The organism is Isoptericola sp. NPDC056578 (assembly GCF_042793275.1).
In the GTDB taxonomy this organism is placed as follows: Bacteria; Actinomycetota; Actinomycetes; order Actinomycetales; family Cellulomonadaceae; genus Isoptericola.
The window spans coordinates 1-15,436 of the sequence record NZ_JBHTVC010000068.1 but is presented as its reverse complement, the minus strand read 5'-3'; the positions used below and the strand labels follow the sequence as shown (position 1 = coordinate 15,436).

General features: G+C 73.4%; 12 protein-coding genes. 5 read left to right on the top strand and 7 right to left on the bottom strand.

From position 1 onward, the window contains the following. Position 1: 1 nt before the first annotated feature. Positions 2 to 1,327, bottom strand: a complete 1,326-nt coding sequence (locus ACFQ80_RS19690) for an ABC transporter substrate-binding protein (RefSeq protein ID WP_430564834.1) — start codon at positions 1,325 to 1,327, stop codon at positions 2 to 4. A 211-nt stretch (positions 1,328 to 1,538) separates the two neighbouring features. Here ACFQ80_RS19690 and ACFQ80_RS19685 point away from each other — a divergent pair, with 211 nt between their 5' ends. From ACFQ80_RS19685 to ACFQ80_RS19665, 5 genes are all read left to right on the top strand, one after another. Then, positions 1,539 to 4,112, top strand: coding sequence for a glycoside hydrolase N-terminal domain-containing protein (locus tag ACFQ80_RS19685; protein ID WP_430564833.1), 2,574 nt, complete (start codon positions 1,539 to 1,541; stop codon positions 4,110 to 4,112). Positions 4,113 to 4,114: 2 nt separating this feature from the next. Then, positions 4,115 to 5,113, top strand: a complete 999-nt coding sequence (locus ACFQ80_RS19680; RefSeq protein ID WP_430552463.1) for a LacI family DNA-binding transcriptional regulator — start codon at positions 4,115 to 4,117, stop codon at positions 5,111 to 5,113. 310 nt (positions 5,114 to 5,423) lie between these two features. Further along, entirely contained in the window at positions 5,424 to 6,302 is an 879-nt protein-coding gene (locus ACFQ80_RS19675; RefSeq protein ID WP_430564832.1) for an ABC transporter permease, read from the top strand. Between the two features lie 15 nt (positions 6,303 to 6,317). Further along, positions 6,318 to 7,235, top strand: coding sequence for a carbohydrate ABC transporter permease (locus ACFQ80_RS19670; RefSeq protein ID WP_430552465.1), 918 nt, complete (start codon positions 6,318 to 6,320; stop codon positions 7,233 to 7,235). Positions 7,236 to 7,266: 31 nt separating this feature from the next. Next, the gene (locus tag ACFQ80_RS19665) at positions 7,267 to 9,024 is read left to right on the top strand and encodes an ABC transporter substrate-binding protein (RefSeq protein WP_430552466.1); all 1,758 of its coding nucleotides are present in this window, start codon (positions 7,267 to 7,269) and stop codon (positions 9,022 to 9,024) included. A 95-nt stretch (positions 9,025 to 9,119) separates the two neighbouring features. On the opposite strand, the gene ACFQ80_RS19660 is transcribed toward ACFQ80_RS19665, so the two are convergent. The 6 genes from ACFQ80_RS19660 to ACFQ80_RS19635 all read right to left on the bottom strand — a co-directional run bounded on the left by ACFQ80_RS19660 (position 9,120) and on the right by ACFQ80_RS19635 (position 15,307). Continuing rightward, positions 9,120 to 9,767, bottom strand: a complete 648-nt coding sequence (locus ACFQ80_RS19660; protein ID WP_430564831.1) for a DUF624 domain-containing protein — start codon at positions 9,765 to 9,767, stop codon at positions 9,120 to 9,122. Further along, complete coding sequence (locus tag ACFQ80_RS19655; RefSeq protein ID WP_430564830.1) at positions 9,764 to 12,304, bottom strand: glycoside hydrolase family 3 C-terminal domain-containing protein; 2,541 nt, start codon at positions 12,302 to 12,304, stop codon at positions 9,764 to 9,766. The genes ACFQ80_RS19660 and ACFQ80_RS19655 overlap by 4 nt, the downstream gene beginning before the upstream one ends. A gap of 183 nt (positions 12,305 to 12,487) precedes the next feature. After that, positions 12,488 to 13,771: an N-acetylglucosamine-6-phosphate deacetylase gene (locus ACFQ80_RS19650; RefSeq protein WP_430564829.1), complete on the bottom strand. Its 1,284-nt coding sequence runs from the start codon at positions 13,769 to 13,771 to the stop codon at positions 12,488 to 12,490. 61 nt (positions 13,772 to 13,832) lie between these two features. Next, positions 13,833 to 14,528 (bottom strand): endonuclease NucS, encoded by a 696-nt coding sequence (gene nucS, locus ACFQ80_RS19645; protein WP_430552470.1) that lies wholly within the window; start codon positions 14,526 to 14,528, stop codon positions 13,833 to 13,835. A 63-nt stretch (positions 14,529 to 14,591) separates the two neighbouring features. Then, positions 14,592 to 15,011: a DUF2550 domain-containing protein gene (locus tag ACFQ80_RS19640; RefSeq protein ID WP_429735124.1), complete on the bottom strand. Its 420-nt coding sequence runs from the start codon at positions 15,009 to 15,011 to the stop codon at positions 14,592 to 14,594. Positions 15,012 to 15,022: 11 nt separating this feature from the next. Continuing rightward, positions 15,023 to 15,307 (bottom strand): F0F1 ATP synthase subunit epsilon, encoded by a 285-nt coding sequence (locus tag ACFQ80_RS19635; RefSeq protein ID WP_430552471.1) that lies wholly within the window; start codon positions 15,305 to 15,307, stop codon positions 15,023 to 15,025. Between the last annotated feature and the right edge of the window lie 129 nt (positions 15,308 to 15,436).

Below are 15,436 nucleotides of genomic sequence, written 5' to 3'. Positions count from 1 at the left end.
GTCACTCGCCGAGCAGGTCGGCCTTGCCGTCCGTGTAGGCCGACTCCAGACCGTCGAGCACCTGCTCCGGCGTCTTCGACCGGTTGATCAGGGACTGCAGCTGGCTGACGATCGTGTCGTAGTAGCCGGGCACGGGCCAGTCCGGGTAGAACGCCAGGCCGTCGTCGTCGAGGATCGCCTGGAAGTTCTCGGTGAGCTCGCGCGTCTTGTCGTCGGTGATGGTGGAGGCGTCGCCCGCGACCGGCAGGCCGCCGGTCTGCGCCAGCACGTCCTGCACCTCGGGGCGCAGGGTGGTGTCGATGAACTCCGTGGCCAGCGACGGCGAGTCCGCGTTGGTCGGGACGACCCACAGGTTGCCCGACGAGCCGGTGTGCAGCGCGTTCCCCGGGAAGTTGAACTGACCCCAGTCGTCCTTCATCTCGGCCGTCACGCGGCCGAACCACCAGGAGCCCGAGACCATCATCGGGTAGTCGCCCTTCATGAAGGCGACCCCCATGTCCTCGGCCGTGAGGCCGGCGGAGTCACCGGCGACGTACCCCTTGTCGATCCAGTCGTCGAGCTGCTCGGTGGCCGCCGTCATCTCGGGTCCGTGGAAGTCCACGTCCCCGTCGAAGAGCTGGTACCGGTCGACGAGCTCCCGGTCGGCGTTCGCCAGCACGAGCTCGTACCAGAGCTGGCCCATGGGGTACTCGGCCCCGGCCTCGGCCAGCGGGGTGACGCCGTCGTCCTTGAACGCCTTCATCACCTGCTCGAGCTCGTCGAGCGTGGTGGGCACCTCGAGGCCCGCGTCCTCGAACATCTGCTTGTTGTAGTAGACGCCCACGAACTCGCCGTAGTTGGGCACGCCGTACCAGTCGCCGGAGCCCATGAGGCCGTTCTCGTCGTAGCGCGCGGTGGTCTGCAGCGAGCCGGACAGCTTGTCGGCCCAGCCGTTCTCCTCCGCGGCGTCGGTCAGCGGGGCGAGCAGGCCCTGCGCGGCGAGCTGCCCGGCGGTCGCGTTGCCCTTGTTGTACTCCATGACGTCGGGCACGTCGTCGCCGGTCAGCACGATCTTCGCGTTCTTCTGGATCTGCTCGAACGTCTGCTTCTCGACGTCGACCGTGACGTCCGGGTGCTCCGCCTCGAAGATCTCGATCGCCTTGGCCCAGGCCTGGCCCATCGCCGAGTCGTCGTTCTCGTAGTGCCAGATCGTCAGGGTCTTGTCGTCGGTGTCGCCGCCCCCGGCGGTCGTGCCGCCGCCTCCCCCGCCGCCCACGCAGGCGGTCAGCGTCAGGGCCGACGCGGCGATCAGGGCGGCCGCGGACAGGGTGCGTGCGCGGTGGAGCATGGGGTCCTCCTCGTCGAGTCCAGCGCCGCGGCGGCACCGCTCGGGGCCGCGGCGAGGCGCTCCGACCTGCAAGTCGAAGCGCTTCGACGGCGAGTATTGACCTCGAACGAACGGTCGTCAAGCAGGGACGCTCCGACCGGTGGTCACGCGACGACCGACGACCGTCGTGGCGGTCGAAGCGATTCGGCCACGCCCACTACGCTCTCCGACCATGGGCGAACTCCCCGCGACGACGCACGTCCTGCACGCCGACCGCAGTGCCACCCGGTGGGTCGAGGCCTACCCCGTGGGCAACGGCCACCGGGGGGTGATGTGCGCCGGCCGGGCCGGGGTCGAGCACCTCTGGCTCAACGACGGCACCGCCTGGTCGGGCCCTCCGCCCGCCGACCCGCTGGCCGGGGCCCGCGCCCGCGGCCCCGAGCACCTCTCCCGGGTGCGCGCCGCCGTCGAGGCCGGTGACGTGCGCGGCGCCGAGGCGCTGCTCGCCGAGACGCAGACACCCTGGGCGCAGGCCTACCTCCCGCTGGCCGAGCTCGACGTCGCCGTCGAGCCCGCCCCCGAGCCTGCCTCCGAGTCCGCCTCCACAGCCGGGGACGCGCCGGCGGGGCACCCCCGCGGCATCGAGCGGCGCGATCTGGACCTGCGCACCGGTGTCGCCACCCACGCGTGGGAGCACCCCGTGGCGGGCCGCGTCGTGCAGGAGACCTGGGCCGACTCCCGGGGCGGCGCGGTGGTGCACTCCGTGCGGGCCGCGCGACCGGTCCGCCTGGTCGTGCGCGTCGAGAGCCTGCTGCGCGCCTCGGCCCGCCCGGCCGTCGACCCGGTCCGCACCGACGGCCCTGCCGGCCCCGCCTTGCTGGTGCGGACCTTCGACCTGCCCGTGGACGTCCCGCCGTCGCACCACCCCGAGGGCGAGCTGCGGTACGACACCGCGCTCGGCCGCGCCGGCGTCGTCGCCGTGACCGCGCCCGCCGACCACGACGCCGTCGTCGTCGACGACGGCACGCTGCGCACCGGCGTCGCGCGCACGCACGTGCTGCTGGTCGCGACCGCCACGACCGACCCGCCCGGCGAGCCGGACGCCGCGCCGCCGGCCGACCGGCTCGCGGCGCAGCTGGCGACGCACGCGGCGCCCGCGCACCGGGACGGCGGCGAACGGATCTCGGCCGACGACGCCGCCGGGCTCCGCGAGCGCCTGCGCGCGGCGCACGTCGCGGAGCACGCCCGGCAGTACGGACGGGTGGACCTGGCGCTGCCGTCGCCGGCGGACGCCGTCGACCTGCCGACCGACCGCCGTGTGCTGGCCGCCGCCGAGCGCCCCGACCCCGGTCTGGCGGCGCTCACGTTCCACCTCGGCCGCTACCTGCTGCTGTCGTCCTCCCGGCCCGGCGGCCTGCCCGCCACCCTGCAGGGCCTGTGGAACCCGTGGCTGCCGGGCCCCTGGAGCAGCGGCTACACGCTGAACATCAACCTGCAGATGGCGTACTGGGCGGCCGGCACGACCGGGCTCGCCGCGAGCCAGGAACCGCTCCTGCGCTACGTCCGCCGCCTCGCCGCCGGGCCGGGCGCCGCCGTCGCGCACGACCTGTACGGCGCCGCCGGCTGGGCGGCGCACCACAACTCGGACGCGTGGGGCCACGCCGCGCCCGTCGGCAACGGCCGCGGCGAGGCCAAGTGGTCCGCGTGGGCGCACGGCGGCACCTGGTTGGCCCAGCACCTCCTGGAGCACCACCGGTTCACGGGCGACGACGCCGGGCTGCGGGCCGCGTGGCCCGCGCTCCGCGGGGCGGGCGAGTTCGCGCTCTCCTGGGTGCAGACGGCCGGTGGCGCCGACGGCGCGCCGGAGCGCGCCTGGACCAGCCCGTCGACGTCGCCGGAGAACCAGTTCGTGGCACCCGACGGCGCGCCCGCCGCGGTCACGACCAGCGCCGCGATGGACGTGGCGCTGCTGCGCGCCCTGGCGGCGGGCTGCCGCGAGGCCGCCGGCACGCTCGGGCTCGACGACGCCGACGAGCCGTGGCTCCCCCGCCTCGAGGCCGTCGTCGCCGCGCTGCCCGACCCGGCGATCGGGGCGCGCGGGGAGCTGCTCGAGTGGGGCGAGGAGGTCCCCGAGGCAGAGCCGGAGCACCGGCACCTGTCCCACCTCGTGGGGCTCTACCCCCTCGGCGACCTGGACCCGACGACGACCCCCGCCCTGGCGCGGGCCGCCGCACGCAGCCTCGAGCTGCGCGGCCGCGAGTCCACGGGCTGGTCGCTCGCCTGGCGGATCTCGCTGTGGGCGCGGCTCGGCGAGGGCGGGCGGGCCCACGACCAGGTGCTGCTGTCGCTGCGCCCCGCCGACGGGCCCGACGGGCGGCACCCGGGCGGGCACCGGGGCGGGCTGTACCCGAACCTGTTCAGCGCGCACCCGCCGTTCCAGATCGACGGCAACCTCGGCCTCACCGCGGGCGTCGCGGAGATGCTGTTGCAGTCGCACCGGCGGGACGACGGCGCGGTCCGCCTCGACCTGCTGCCCGCGCTGCCCCCGGCCTGGCCGGACGGCGAGATCACCGGCCTGCGGGCCCGCGGCGGCGCCGAGGTCGACCTCGCCTGGCGCGACGGCGCGCTCACCCGCGCACGGCTGCGGGCGCCGGGCGACCGGGCGCTGGACGTCGTGGTGCGCCACGGCGGCGTGGCCACCGAGGGAACCCCGGTCTCGGTCGCCGCGGGCGCTACCGTGATCCTCGACGTGCCCGGCGACCTCCCGGTCGTGGGCGCCGCCGTCCCTCACGCACCCAGGAGATAGCCGTGGCCACCATCGAGGACGTCGCGAAGGCGGCGGGAGTCTCGGCGTCGACCGTCTCCTACGTGCTCTCGGGCAAGCGGTCCATCTCCGCGCCCACGCGTCGGCGCGTCGAGCAGGCGATCGCGACGCTGGGCTACCGCCCGCACGCCGGCGCGCGCGCCCTCGCGTCGGCGCGCACCGAGGTCATCGGGCTCATGATCCCGCTGCGCTCGGGCATCGACGTGCCCGTGATCATGCAGTTCGCGGGCGGCGTCGTCACGCGGGCGCGGGAGCACGCGCACGATGTGCTGCTGCTCACCCAGGACGACCTCGAGGGCCTGGAGCGTGCGACGAACGGCTCGATGGTGGACGCGCTCGTCGTCATGGACGTCGAGGCGGACGACCCCCGTATCCCGATCCTCACCCGGTCCCGGCAGCCGTCCGTGCTGGTGGGCCTGCCGCGGGACGCCTCCGGGCTGTCGTGCGTCGACCTGGACTTCGAGGCCGCCGGCCGGCTCGCCGCGCAGCACCTGTCCGAGCTGGGGCACCGGCAGGTGGCCATGCTCGGCGCGCCTCCGGAGGTCGTGGACCGGCACACGTCGTACGTGGACCGGGTGATGCGCGGGTTCGCGCAGGCGGCACCGGAGCACGGCCTCGACGCGAAGGTCGTCGCCTGCCCGGGGGCGCCCGCCGAGGTGGCCCGCGTCGTCGACGAGCTCCTCGCCGAGACCCCCGGCACCAGCGGGCTCTTCGTGCACAACGAGCGTGCGCTGCCGCACGTGCTGTCCCGGCTGCGCGACTCCGGCCGGTCCGTGCCCGAGGACGTGTCCGTCGTCGCCCTGTGCCCCGAGGACGTCGCGCTCGCCCAGCAGGTCCCGATGACCGCGATCGACCTGCCGGCGTCGACGATCGGCGGCCTCGCCGTGGACATCGTCATGGCGCGCCTCGACGGCGGCCAGCACGCCGAGACCCGGCTGCTGACGCCCGTGCTGACCACACGCGGGAGCACCGCCCGCCGCTGACCGACCGGCCCGCGACGTCGCGGGACCGCACCCGTCCGGATCGCCGCACACCATTGCGCAACCTGTCACGGGGGTGATATCAATTCGAAGCGCTTCGACACGGTGGCCACCGGCGGCCACCGAGCGCGCGAGACCCATCACGAGGGAGTGACAGGTGAGCCTCACCCAGGGAGCGCCGCTGCTCGACCGCGGACCCGCCGACGTGCCGGACCGAGAACGCGACCGCCGGAGCGAGGACGACCCCCGGGTTCGGCGCCGGGGACGCGACCGGAGACACCGGCGACACCGCGGCAAGAAGCCGTCGCCCGCGATGTTCCTCGTCGTGCTCCCGTTCCTCGTCCTCGTGGTGGTGTTCTCCTACCTGCCGCTCGCCGGCTGGGCGACGGCGTTCTACGACTACAAGCCCGCCCTCGGGCTGTCCGGCAGCGAGTTCGTCGGGTTCCAGTGGTTCCGGATGCTCGTGTCCTCCCCGACCCAGCTCCAGCAGATCGGGCAGGTCATGGCGAACACCCTCGCCATGAGCTTCCTCGGGATCGCGACCTCGCTGCTGCCCGTCTTCTTCGCGATGCTCCTCAACGAGATCCGGGCGCCGTGGTTCAAGAACGCGGTGCAGACCCTCACGACGCTCCCGAACTTCATCTCGTGGGTGCTCGTCTACATGATCGCCTTCTCGCTCTTCTCCACCTCGGGTCTCGTGAACTCGGTGCTGAACGACTGGGGCATCATCACCACACCGATCAAGTTCCTCGACACCGGTGAGCACGTGTGGCTCACGATGCTGCTCTGGAGCCTGTGGAAGGGCCTCGGGTGGGGCGCGATCATGTACCTCGCCGCCATCACGTCGATCGACCCGGCGCTCTACGAGTCCGCGCGCATCGACGGCGCCGGACGATTCCAGCTCATGCGGTACATCACCTTCCCGCAGCTGATGCCCACCTACGTGGTCCTGCTCGTGCTCTCGATCGCGAACATGCTCAACAACGGCATGGAGCAGTACTACGTGTTCCAGAACGCCTTCAACAAGGAGCACATCCAGGTGCTGGACCTGTACGTCTACAACATCGGCATCACCGGGAACAGCCTGTCGATGGCGACGGCGCTGGGCATGCTGAAGAGCGTCATCTCCGTCGTCCTCCTCGTCACGGCCAACGCGATCGCCAAGCGCGCCCGCGGCACGTCGATCATCTGAACGGGGAGAGAGACCGTGTCGATCACCAGCCCTGCCCTCAAGCGCACCCGCGGGGACGCCCCCTTCGCGCTCGTCAACTACGCCGGCTTCCTGCTCTTCGCGCTCCTGTGCGCCTACCCGTTCTACTTCCTGATCATCAACTCGGTCAGCGCCAACGACATGAGCGCGCTGGGTCAGGTCCGCCTGTGGCCCGAGGGTCTCCACCTGTCGAACTATTCGCAGATCCTGCAGCTCGACGGTCTGTCCGCCGCCGCGATCGTGTCCGTGGCCCGCACCGTGATCGGCACGGCGTGCACGGTGCTGGCGTCGGCGTTCCTCGGCTTCATGTTCACTCAAGAACGGATGTGGAAGCGCTCCCTCTGGTACCGCCTCGTCATCTTCACGATGTACTTCAGCGCGGGGCTCATCCCCATGTACGTCACGATGAAGACGCTGGGGCTCACGAACTCGTTCTGGGTCTACATCCTCCCGGCCATCGTGCAGCCCTTCAACATCATCCTCGTCAAGACGTACGTGGAGTCGATGCCCGCCTCGCTGCAGGAGGCGGCCGAGATCGACGGGGCGGGCACCCTCCGGGTCTTCTTCCGGATCATCCTGCCGAACATGACGCCGATCCTGGCCACGGTGGCGATCTTCACGGCGGTGGCCCAGTGGAACTCGTTCCAGGACACGCTGCTGTACATCACCGACCAGAAGCTCTACTCCCTGCAGTACCTGCTCTACACGTACACCAACCAGGCGAGCAGCCTGGCGCAGGCGGCGCAGAACGCTCAGGGGAACCTGGGGGCCCTGGCCACGGCGGCCACCACGCAGACGCCGACGTCGATCCGCATGACGGTGGCGGTGCTCGTGGTGCTCCCGATCCTCTTCATCTACCCGCTCTTCCAACGCTATTTCGTCAAGGGAATCATGCTCGGCGCGGTCAAGGGCTGACCGCGTCTCGTCGCACGCACGAAGGGGTGTCATGAAACTCAGGAAATCGGTCGCCATGGTGGTGGCCCCGCTGGTCGGGGTGCTGTCGCTCGCGGCCTGCTCGCCCGGCGGGTCGGACGACGACTCGACCACCACCGCGAGCCTCGACCAGGACTGGTCCAAGGCGGACCCGATCACCGTCGACGTCTACGACGGCCTCGCCAACTACATGGGGACCCAGGGCGGCTGGTTCGGGAAGATCGTCAAGGACAAGTTCAACATGGAGCTCAACATCATCGCTCCCAACGTCGCGGGCGGCGGTGACACCCTCTACAACACCCGCGTCTCGGGCGGCGAGCTGGGTGATCTCGTCGTGGTCGACAAGGGTCAGCAGATGGACGAGCTCGTGGAGGGCGGCCTCCTCCTGGACGCCGCCGACTACTACGGGTCGATGAAGAACGTCGCGCAGTTCGACCCGGCGGTCCAGCACCTCAACGAGGGCAAGGAGGGCGTCTACGGCTTCCCGACCTCCGTGTCGAGCCTCAAGCCGACCGAGCCGTCCGAGGGCCTCGAGCCCACGTTCGGCCCCTACCTGCGGTGGGACCTGTACGGCGAGGCCGGCTACCCGGAGATCGGGACGCTCGAGGACCTCCTGCCCGTCCTGAAGGACATGCAGGACGCGCAGCCCAAGGCCGACAACGGGCAGAAGGCCTACGCCATCTCCCTGTTCAAGGACTGGGACGGGAACATGATGGTCACGGCCAAGCAGCCCGCCACCCTCTACGGGTACGACGAGATGGGCTTCGTCCTGGCGAAGGCGGACGGCTCCGACTACCAGAGCATCGTCGACCCCGACTCCGAGTACGTCCGGGCCCTGAAGTTCTACTTCGACGCCAACCAGCTGGGGCTCGTCGACCCGGAGTCCACCACCCAGAACTACGACACCATGTTCACCAAGTACCAGAACGGGCAGGTGCTGCTCTCCTGGTGGCCGTGGCTCGGGCAGTCGGCCTACAACACCGACGAGAACATGGGCGCCGGCAAGGGCTTCGAGCTCGCGCCGCTGCAGGACCAGCAGATCTTCTCCTACGGGGCCGAGGTGTACGGCGGCAAGCAGATCCTCGGGATCGGCTCGGGCGCCGAGGACCCGGCCCGCCTGGCGGCGTTCATCGACTGGCTGTACTCGCCCGAGGGCGTCAACATGAACGCGTCGCAGACCGGCGCGGCCGCGGGGCCGGAGGGCCTCACGTGGGAGCTGGGCGAGGACGGCGAGCCGGCGCTCACCGACTTCGGCACGAAGGTCTTCCGCGAGGGCGGCGCCGACGTGCCGGCCGAGTGGGGCGGCGGCGCGTACACGGACGGCGTCTCGACGCTCAACGTGTCGACCGTCCTGCCCAAGGACGTGAACCCGGAGACCGAGGCCCCGTACAACTACACGTTCTGGCCCAGCTACCAGGAGCAGGTCGCGAACCCGCTGACCGAGGACTGGAGCGCCCGGATGGGTGACGCCACCTCGACGATGGAGTACCTGCAGGCCAACGACCAGCTCGTCGTCGCGCCAGGCTCGAGCTTCACCGCCCCGACGGACGACTCCGAGGTGGAGGCGATCCGCAGCCAGGTCAAGGCCGCCATCATCGAGCACTCCTGGAAGATGGTCTTCGCCAAGAGCGACGCCGAGTTCGACTCGCTCCTGGCAGACATGCAGAAGACCGTCGAGGGCCTCGGCTACGCCAAGGTGCTCGAGTTCGACATGGCGAACGCCAAGGCGCAGAACGACGCCCGCGTGGCGGTCGCCAAGGAGTTCGGGTGACGGCCCCGCGGCGGTGACCGGTCACCGGTAGCCGCACCGCGAAGGGCTCGGGCGTGGCGCCCGAGCCCTTCGTCGTCCCCGGCGGGGTGCCGGGATCACTGCCCGGAGTGCGGGCTCACCGGTTCGAGCTCCGACGGGTCCGCCTGGCGGCGACGGAAGACGCCGTGCAGCACGAAGGCGCAGACGTACGCACCGAACGAGAACCCGATCGTCGCTCCCAGGAAGAGCGTCTGCGGTGCCACCAGCGCCAGGCAGGCCGGACCCACCGGGACCAGCACCAGCAGCAGGGTGCGCGCCGGCTCGACGAGCGGCAGCAGCAGCGCGTTGCGCAGCGTCCGCCGCAGCGGCGCGTCGAACCAGGCGACCAGCGCGAGCGCGTACAGCAGCGCCGCCAGCAGGTAGCAGGCGCCGAGCAGCGCGAGCGCCCCGGCGACGGCGCTGAGCACGCTCGGCAGCGAGAGCCAGAAGACCCCGCTGTACACGAGCATCGCCGCCGGCAGCCCGAGCGCCACCAGCGCCGCCGTGCCCCGCCAGGCGTTGCGCACGAGGGCGACGCCGAAACCGCGCACCAGGTGCCCACGCTCGTCGTCGGCGTACCGCAGCGTCACCTCGAGGAGCGCGCTGGTGGCGGCGCCGATCGTCACGAGCGGCAGGCAGGCCAGGAGGTACAGGACGTTGAGGACCACGAACAGGACGAACGTGGTGATGCCCTGAGCCGTGCGGCCCTCCGGGTCGATCCTCACCGTGCCCGTCCCCCGACCGACCCGTCGTCCGCCGTCGGGGCCTGCACCGTCAGGCGCCGCCGCGCGGGGAGGTCGACGCTCGACGGCCCGGCCGCCAGGACGTACTCCCCCGGCTGGACGCGGAGCGCGCCGTCGAGCGGCCCGCCCCCCGGGCGCGCCTCCCAGACGGCGAGGCGGGCGACGTCGACCGGGACGTCCACGACGGCCTCCTGGCCGGGCGCGAGGCGCACCCGCCGGTACCCCAGCAGCAGGCGGACCGGGGTGGCGGTCCCCACCGCCTCGGCGCCCAGCGAGTAGACCTGCACCAGCTCCTCGGCGGGCCGGTCGCCGGCGTTGCGCACCGTCACGCGCGCGACGAGGGCACCGGGGGCGGACGGGTCCGCGGGGTGCAGCGGCGGGTGGTCGCGGGTCGGCGCGGGCGCCACCACGGCGTCCGCCGACAGGTCGAGGCCGTCGTACGCGACGTCGCCGTACGTCAGCCCGTGGCCGAACGCGAACGCCGGCACCCCGAGGTCGCCGGCGGGCAGGTGCCGGTAGGTGACCTGCTGGCGGCGGGTGTCGTAGTCGAAGAGGTCCCCCGCCTGCTCCGGCCGCGCCGGCCAGGTCTGGGCGAGGCGGCCGGTGGGCTCCACCGCACCGGTCAGCACGTCGGCGAGCCCGTGCCCGAGCTCCTGCCCGCCGTGGCTGCTCCATACCACCGTCGCCGCGTCGTCGGACCCGGGCCCGAGCACGTAGGGGTAGCTCGAGACGATCGCGAGGACGGCGCGGGGGTTCGCGTCGGCGGCCGCGCGCCAGACCTCCACGGCGGCGTCGGGCAGCCTCAGGTGGGGACGGTCCTGCGTCTCCCGGCCGTTCAGGTGCGGGTCGTTGCCGACCACCACGACGACGGCGTCGCAGCGCGCGGCGACCTCGGCCACGCGGGCGGCCCCGGACTCCAGCACCCGGGGCACGAAGCGCGCGGCGTCGTCGAGCGTCCGGCCCTCGGCGCACAGCACCCCGGTGTCCCGCTGGACCCGCACCCAGCGGCCCGAGCCGAGGTGCAGCAGCGACCACGAGCCGTCGGGGTGGACGTGGCGGCGGAAGCTCTCCTGCACCTCCCAGCCGCCCACCCGGTCCGCGTCGGCCCGCAACGGCCAGGCGGCGCCGGTCAGCAGCCGGCCGGACGCACCGGAGCGCAACGTCAGCACGCCGTCGCCCCAGTCGGTCACCGCGAGGTGCGTCGTCTTGTCGGCGGCCACCGCGTCGGCCACCACGCGGCCGCCGTCCTCGGACACCGCGACATAGCGGCCGGTCGCCGCCACGCGCAGCGCGACGAGGTCGGCCCCGGTCGCGACCTCGACCCGGTCGACGCCGCCGGCGTCGCGCAGCCCGTCGGCGGGCGTGACCGCGTACGGGGGCGTCCCCGAGTACCAGTCGGTGAGCACGTCGTCGGCGAGCGGGCCGACGACGGCCACCGACCCGGCGGCGAGCGGCAGCGTCCCGGCGTCGTTGCGCAGCACGACGACGGACCGGGCCGCGGCCTCCCGGGCCAGCCGTCGGTGCTCGGGCGGGTCGATCGTGCCGTGGGCGGCGTACGGGTCCTGGTCGCCGTCCAGCTCGCCGGTCCGGATCCGCAGCTCGAGGAGCCGCAGGACGGCCCGGTCGACCTCGTCCGTGGTGAGCAGGCCGCGCTCGAGGGCCTCCTCGATCCGCCGCACCGTCGGTGCGCGATCGGCGTCGTCGTCCGTGAACGAGTCGACCCCCGCCCGCACCATCGCGGCGTTCCCCGCGGCCCGGTCGGGCGCCGCGTCCTGGAGCGTCACGAGGAAGGCGGGAGCCGCGGCGTCCGAGACGAGCGCGACGGAACCCGGCGCCCACGACCGCAGCTCGTCGAACAGCTCGCCCTGGAGGTGCGCCGGCACACCGTTCACCTGGTTGTACGACGGCATCACCGCGCCGGCGGCCCCCGTCTCGATCGGCTCCCGGAAGGCGGGCAGCTCCTCCTCGTGCAGGGTGCGCGGGTCGAGGTTCGAGCTCGTCGACGACCGGTCGGTCTCGTTGTTGTACGCGAGGAAGTGCTTGAGGGTCGGGACCGTCTTCCACACCCGCTCGTGCTCGCCCCGCAGGCCACGGCCGTACGCCGTCGCGAGGTGCGCGGTGAGGTGCGGGTCCTCCGAGTAGCCCTCCTCGTTGCGCCCCCACCCCGGGTGCCGCAGCGTGTTGACCACGGGGGCCCAGACGTTGAGACTCACCGACGGGTCCGCGCGGTGCTTGGCCCGCACCTCGGACGCGGTCGCGTCCCCCACCCGGCGCAGCAGGTCGACGTCCCACGTCGCCGCGAGCCCCACCGGCTGCGGGAACACGGTCGCCTCCCCCAGCCAGGCGACGCCGTGCAGCGCCTCGCAGCCGGTGTGGAACGGCGCGAGCCCGAGGCGCTCGACGGCGGGCGCGTGCTGGTGGAGCATCGCGACGCGCTCGTCGTGCGACAGCCGGGAGAGCAGGTCGCGGGCGCGCTCGGGCGCCGGCAGGCGGGGGTCACGGAAGGCAGGCACGTCCACGGGTCCTCCTCGGGGCGCCGCGGCGGTGCGGCTCGGGTCGCGCCTCTCTGTCGAAGCGCTTCAACAACGCTACCGACTCACCTCCCCCGAGAGCAAAGCCCTCTCGGCACGCGGGCCGACGCGCCATCGGTCGGGACGGCGCGCCGGACCGCGTGCTGGGGGCCGGCTCTGCGGGACCGGAGCTCAGCTGACCTCGACGCCCGAGCGCAGCACGCGGCGCACCCGCAGGTCGCCGTCGGCGACGACGACGTCGGCCCGCCGCCCCACGACGAGCCCGCCGACGTCGGTGAGACCCAGCACGCGCGCCGGCACCCAGGACGCGGAGCGCACCGCGTCGACGAGCGGGACGCCCGCCCCGACGGCGTCGCGCACGACGTCGACGAGGTGCGCCGTGCCGCCCGCGATCGCGCCGCCGTCCGGGTCGTCCGGGTCGGCGAGGCGGGCGACGCCGTCGCGCACGGTCACCGCCATCGGCCCCAGCTCGTAGGAGCCGTCCGCCATGCCTGCGGCCGCCATCGCGTCCGTCACGAGCACGACCTGGTCGGCCCCGACCGTCTCCACGACCGTGCGCACGGTCGCGGGTGCCAGGTGGACGCCGTCGGCGATCAGCTCCACGACGAGCTCGCCGCGGGCGGCGGCCGCGAGGCACGCGGCGATCGGCCCCGGCGCCCGGTGGTGCAGGGGGCGCATGCCGTTGAACAGGTGCGTGGCGGTCATCTCGCGCGCCGGGGCCTCGCCCGCCTCGGCGGCGGCGGCGAGGGCCGCGGCCACCTCCGCGACGAGCTCCTCCGCCTGCTCCGTGGTGGCGTCGGTGTGCCCCAGCGACGGCACGACCCCCGCGGCGACCAGTGCCGCGGCCGCGCCGTCGGGCCCGACCACGCCGTCGACCTCGGGAGCCACGGTCATGGTGCGCAGATGCCCCCGCGACGCCTCGACCAGGTCGCGCACGAGGCCGGTGTCACCCGGCAGGAGGTCGTCCGGGCTCTGCGCGCCGCGCCGCTCGTGCGAGAGGAACGGACCCTCCGCGTGGATCCCCGCGATCTCGCCCGCGTCGGCGAGGTCGGCCAGGAGAGCGGCCCGTGCCAGGAGGGTCTCGCGGTCGGCCGTGACGAGGGACGCGAGCATCGTCGTGGTGCCGTGCCGGCGGTGCTCCCGCACCGCGACCAGGGCCTCGTCGGCCGTCGTCGCGTCGGGGAAGCCCACTCCGCCCCCGCCGTGGTTGTGCAGGTCCACGAATCCGGGCAGCAGCACCGTGCCCGGCTCGGGGACGACCGCCGCGGCGACCGCGGCGGCGACCTCGGGGTCGGCGTGCTCAGCCGCCGCAGCGGGTCCCACCCAGCGCACGAGACCGTCCTCCAGGACGATCGCGCCGTCCTCGACGTCGTCCTGCGGGGTCACGACACGGCCGCGCAGCGCGACCGGCGCGCCGGGCTCGGAGACTGGGACCGTGGGAGTGGCAGCGCTCATGGGCCAATCCTGCCGCACGGCGAACGAATTGCGAAACCTTCCTGACAAACCCCCGGGGGGTTCAGAAGAGGCGCGAGTCCACGTCGTCGACGCCGCGCATCGCGTCGTAGTCGAGCACCAGGCACTCGATCCCCCGGTCCGTCGCAAGCACGCGCGCCTGCGGCTTGATCTCCTGGGCCGCGAACACCCCGCGCACGGGGGCGAGCAGCGGGTCGCGGTTGAGGAGCTCGAGGTAGCGCGTCAGCTGCTCGACGCCGTCGATGTCCCCGCGGCGCTTGAGCTCGACCGCCACGGTCGCGCCGGACGCGTCGCGGGCGAGGATGTCGACCGGCCCGATCGCCGTCATGTACTCGCGCCGCACCAGCGTGTGGCCCGCGCCGAGGTGGTGGATCTGGGCGGCCAGCAGCTCCTGCAGGTGCGCCTCGACCCCGTCCTTGACGAGGCCGGGATCGACGCCGAGGTCGTGGGCCGAGTCGTGCTCCACCTCGTGCAGCTCGATCTCAAGCCGGTCGTCGGACTTCTGGTGCTGCACCGTCCAGACCTGGGTGACGCCCCGCTCGCGCGCCTCGTCGTCGGGCTCTCCGACCGCCGTCGAGCAGGGCGGGCTCATCCAGTTGAGCGGCTTGTACGAGCCGCCGTCGGAGTGCAGCAGCACGCTGCCGTCGGCCTTGACGACGAGCAGCCGCGTGGCCAGCGGCAGGTGGGCGGTGAGCCGGCCCGTGTACCGGGCCGAGCAGCGGGCGACGACGAGACGCACGGTCCCCCTCTTCGTTCGTGGCGGGTGCTGCGGAGCGGGCGCCGCGGAGGGCGCCCCAGGACCCTACAGGACCAGGTCGCGGCGCCCCGGGGGCGCGGACTCGAGCCACGACGCCAGCCCGGCATAGGCACCAGAGGACATCAGCAGCTCGAAGTCGGTGCCGTCGTAGCGGCAGCGCACCAGCACCTGGTCGGGCTGGCCGGCCTGGTCGAGCGGGGCGCGGCCGGTGATCGAGAGCCCGTCGCGTCGCCAGACGCGCGCCGGGCGCGGGGCGAGCGACCACCCGCGCCACCAGTCGATACGGCCCACGGCGTAGTGGGCGATCCCCACCATCCACGCGGCCTGCGGGTCGTCCGCGGGCCGGGCGTGGCAGGGGAAGGAGCCGACCCTCCGGGAGAGGGTCCGCAGGCGGGAGGCGCCGGCGGCGAGCACCAGTCCGAGCGCGACGACGAGAGCCACCGCGGTCCAGACGACGTACGCCACCGGCACCTGCCTCAGCGCAGCGCCGGCTCGCGGCCGGACAGCTCCGAGACCTCGTCGACGACGATCGTCACGAGGTCGCCGTCGACGGAGACGAAGCCGCCGGTGACGTGCGCCTCGACCGCGGTCCCCTGGGCCGTCGACACCTTGACCGTGCCCGGGCGCAGCACCGCGAGGAGCGGGGCGTGGCCGGCGAGGATGCCGACCTGGCCCTCGACGGACGGGGCGCTGACCTCGCGCGCCGCGCCGGACCAGACCTTGCGGTCGGACGCGACGAGGTCCACGTTCAGCTCTGCCATCTCCATGTCCTCTTTCCGATCGTGCGGGGTTCGTCAGGCGGTCGCGGGGGGGCCCCCCCCGGGGGGGGGCCCCCCGCGGGGGGCGGGGCGGGGGGCGACCCAACGCGCCCCCCAAAAAGAAGGGTAGGG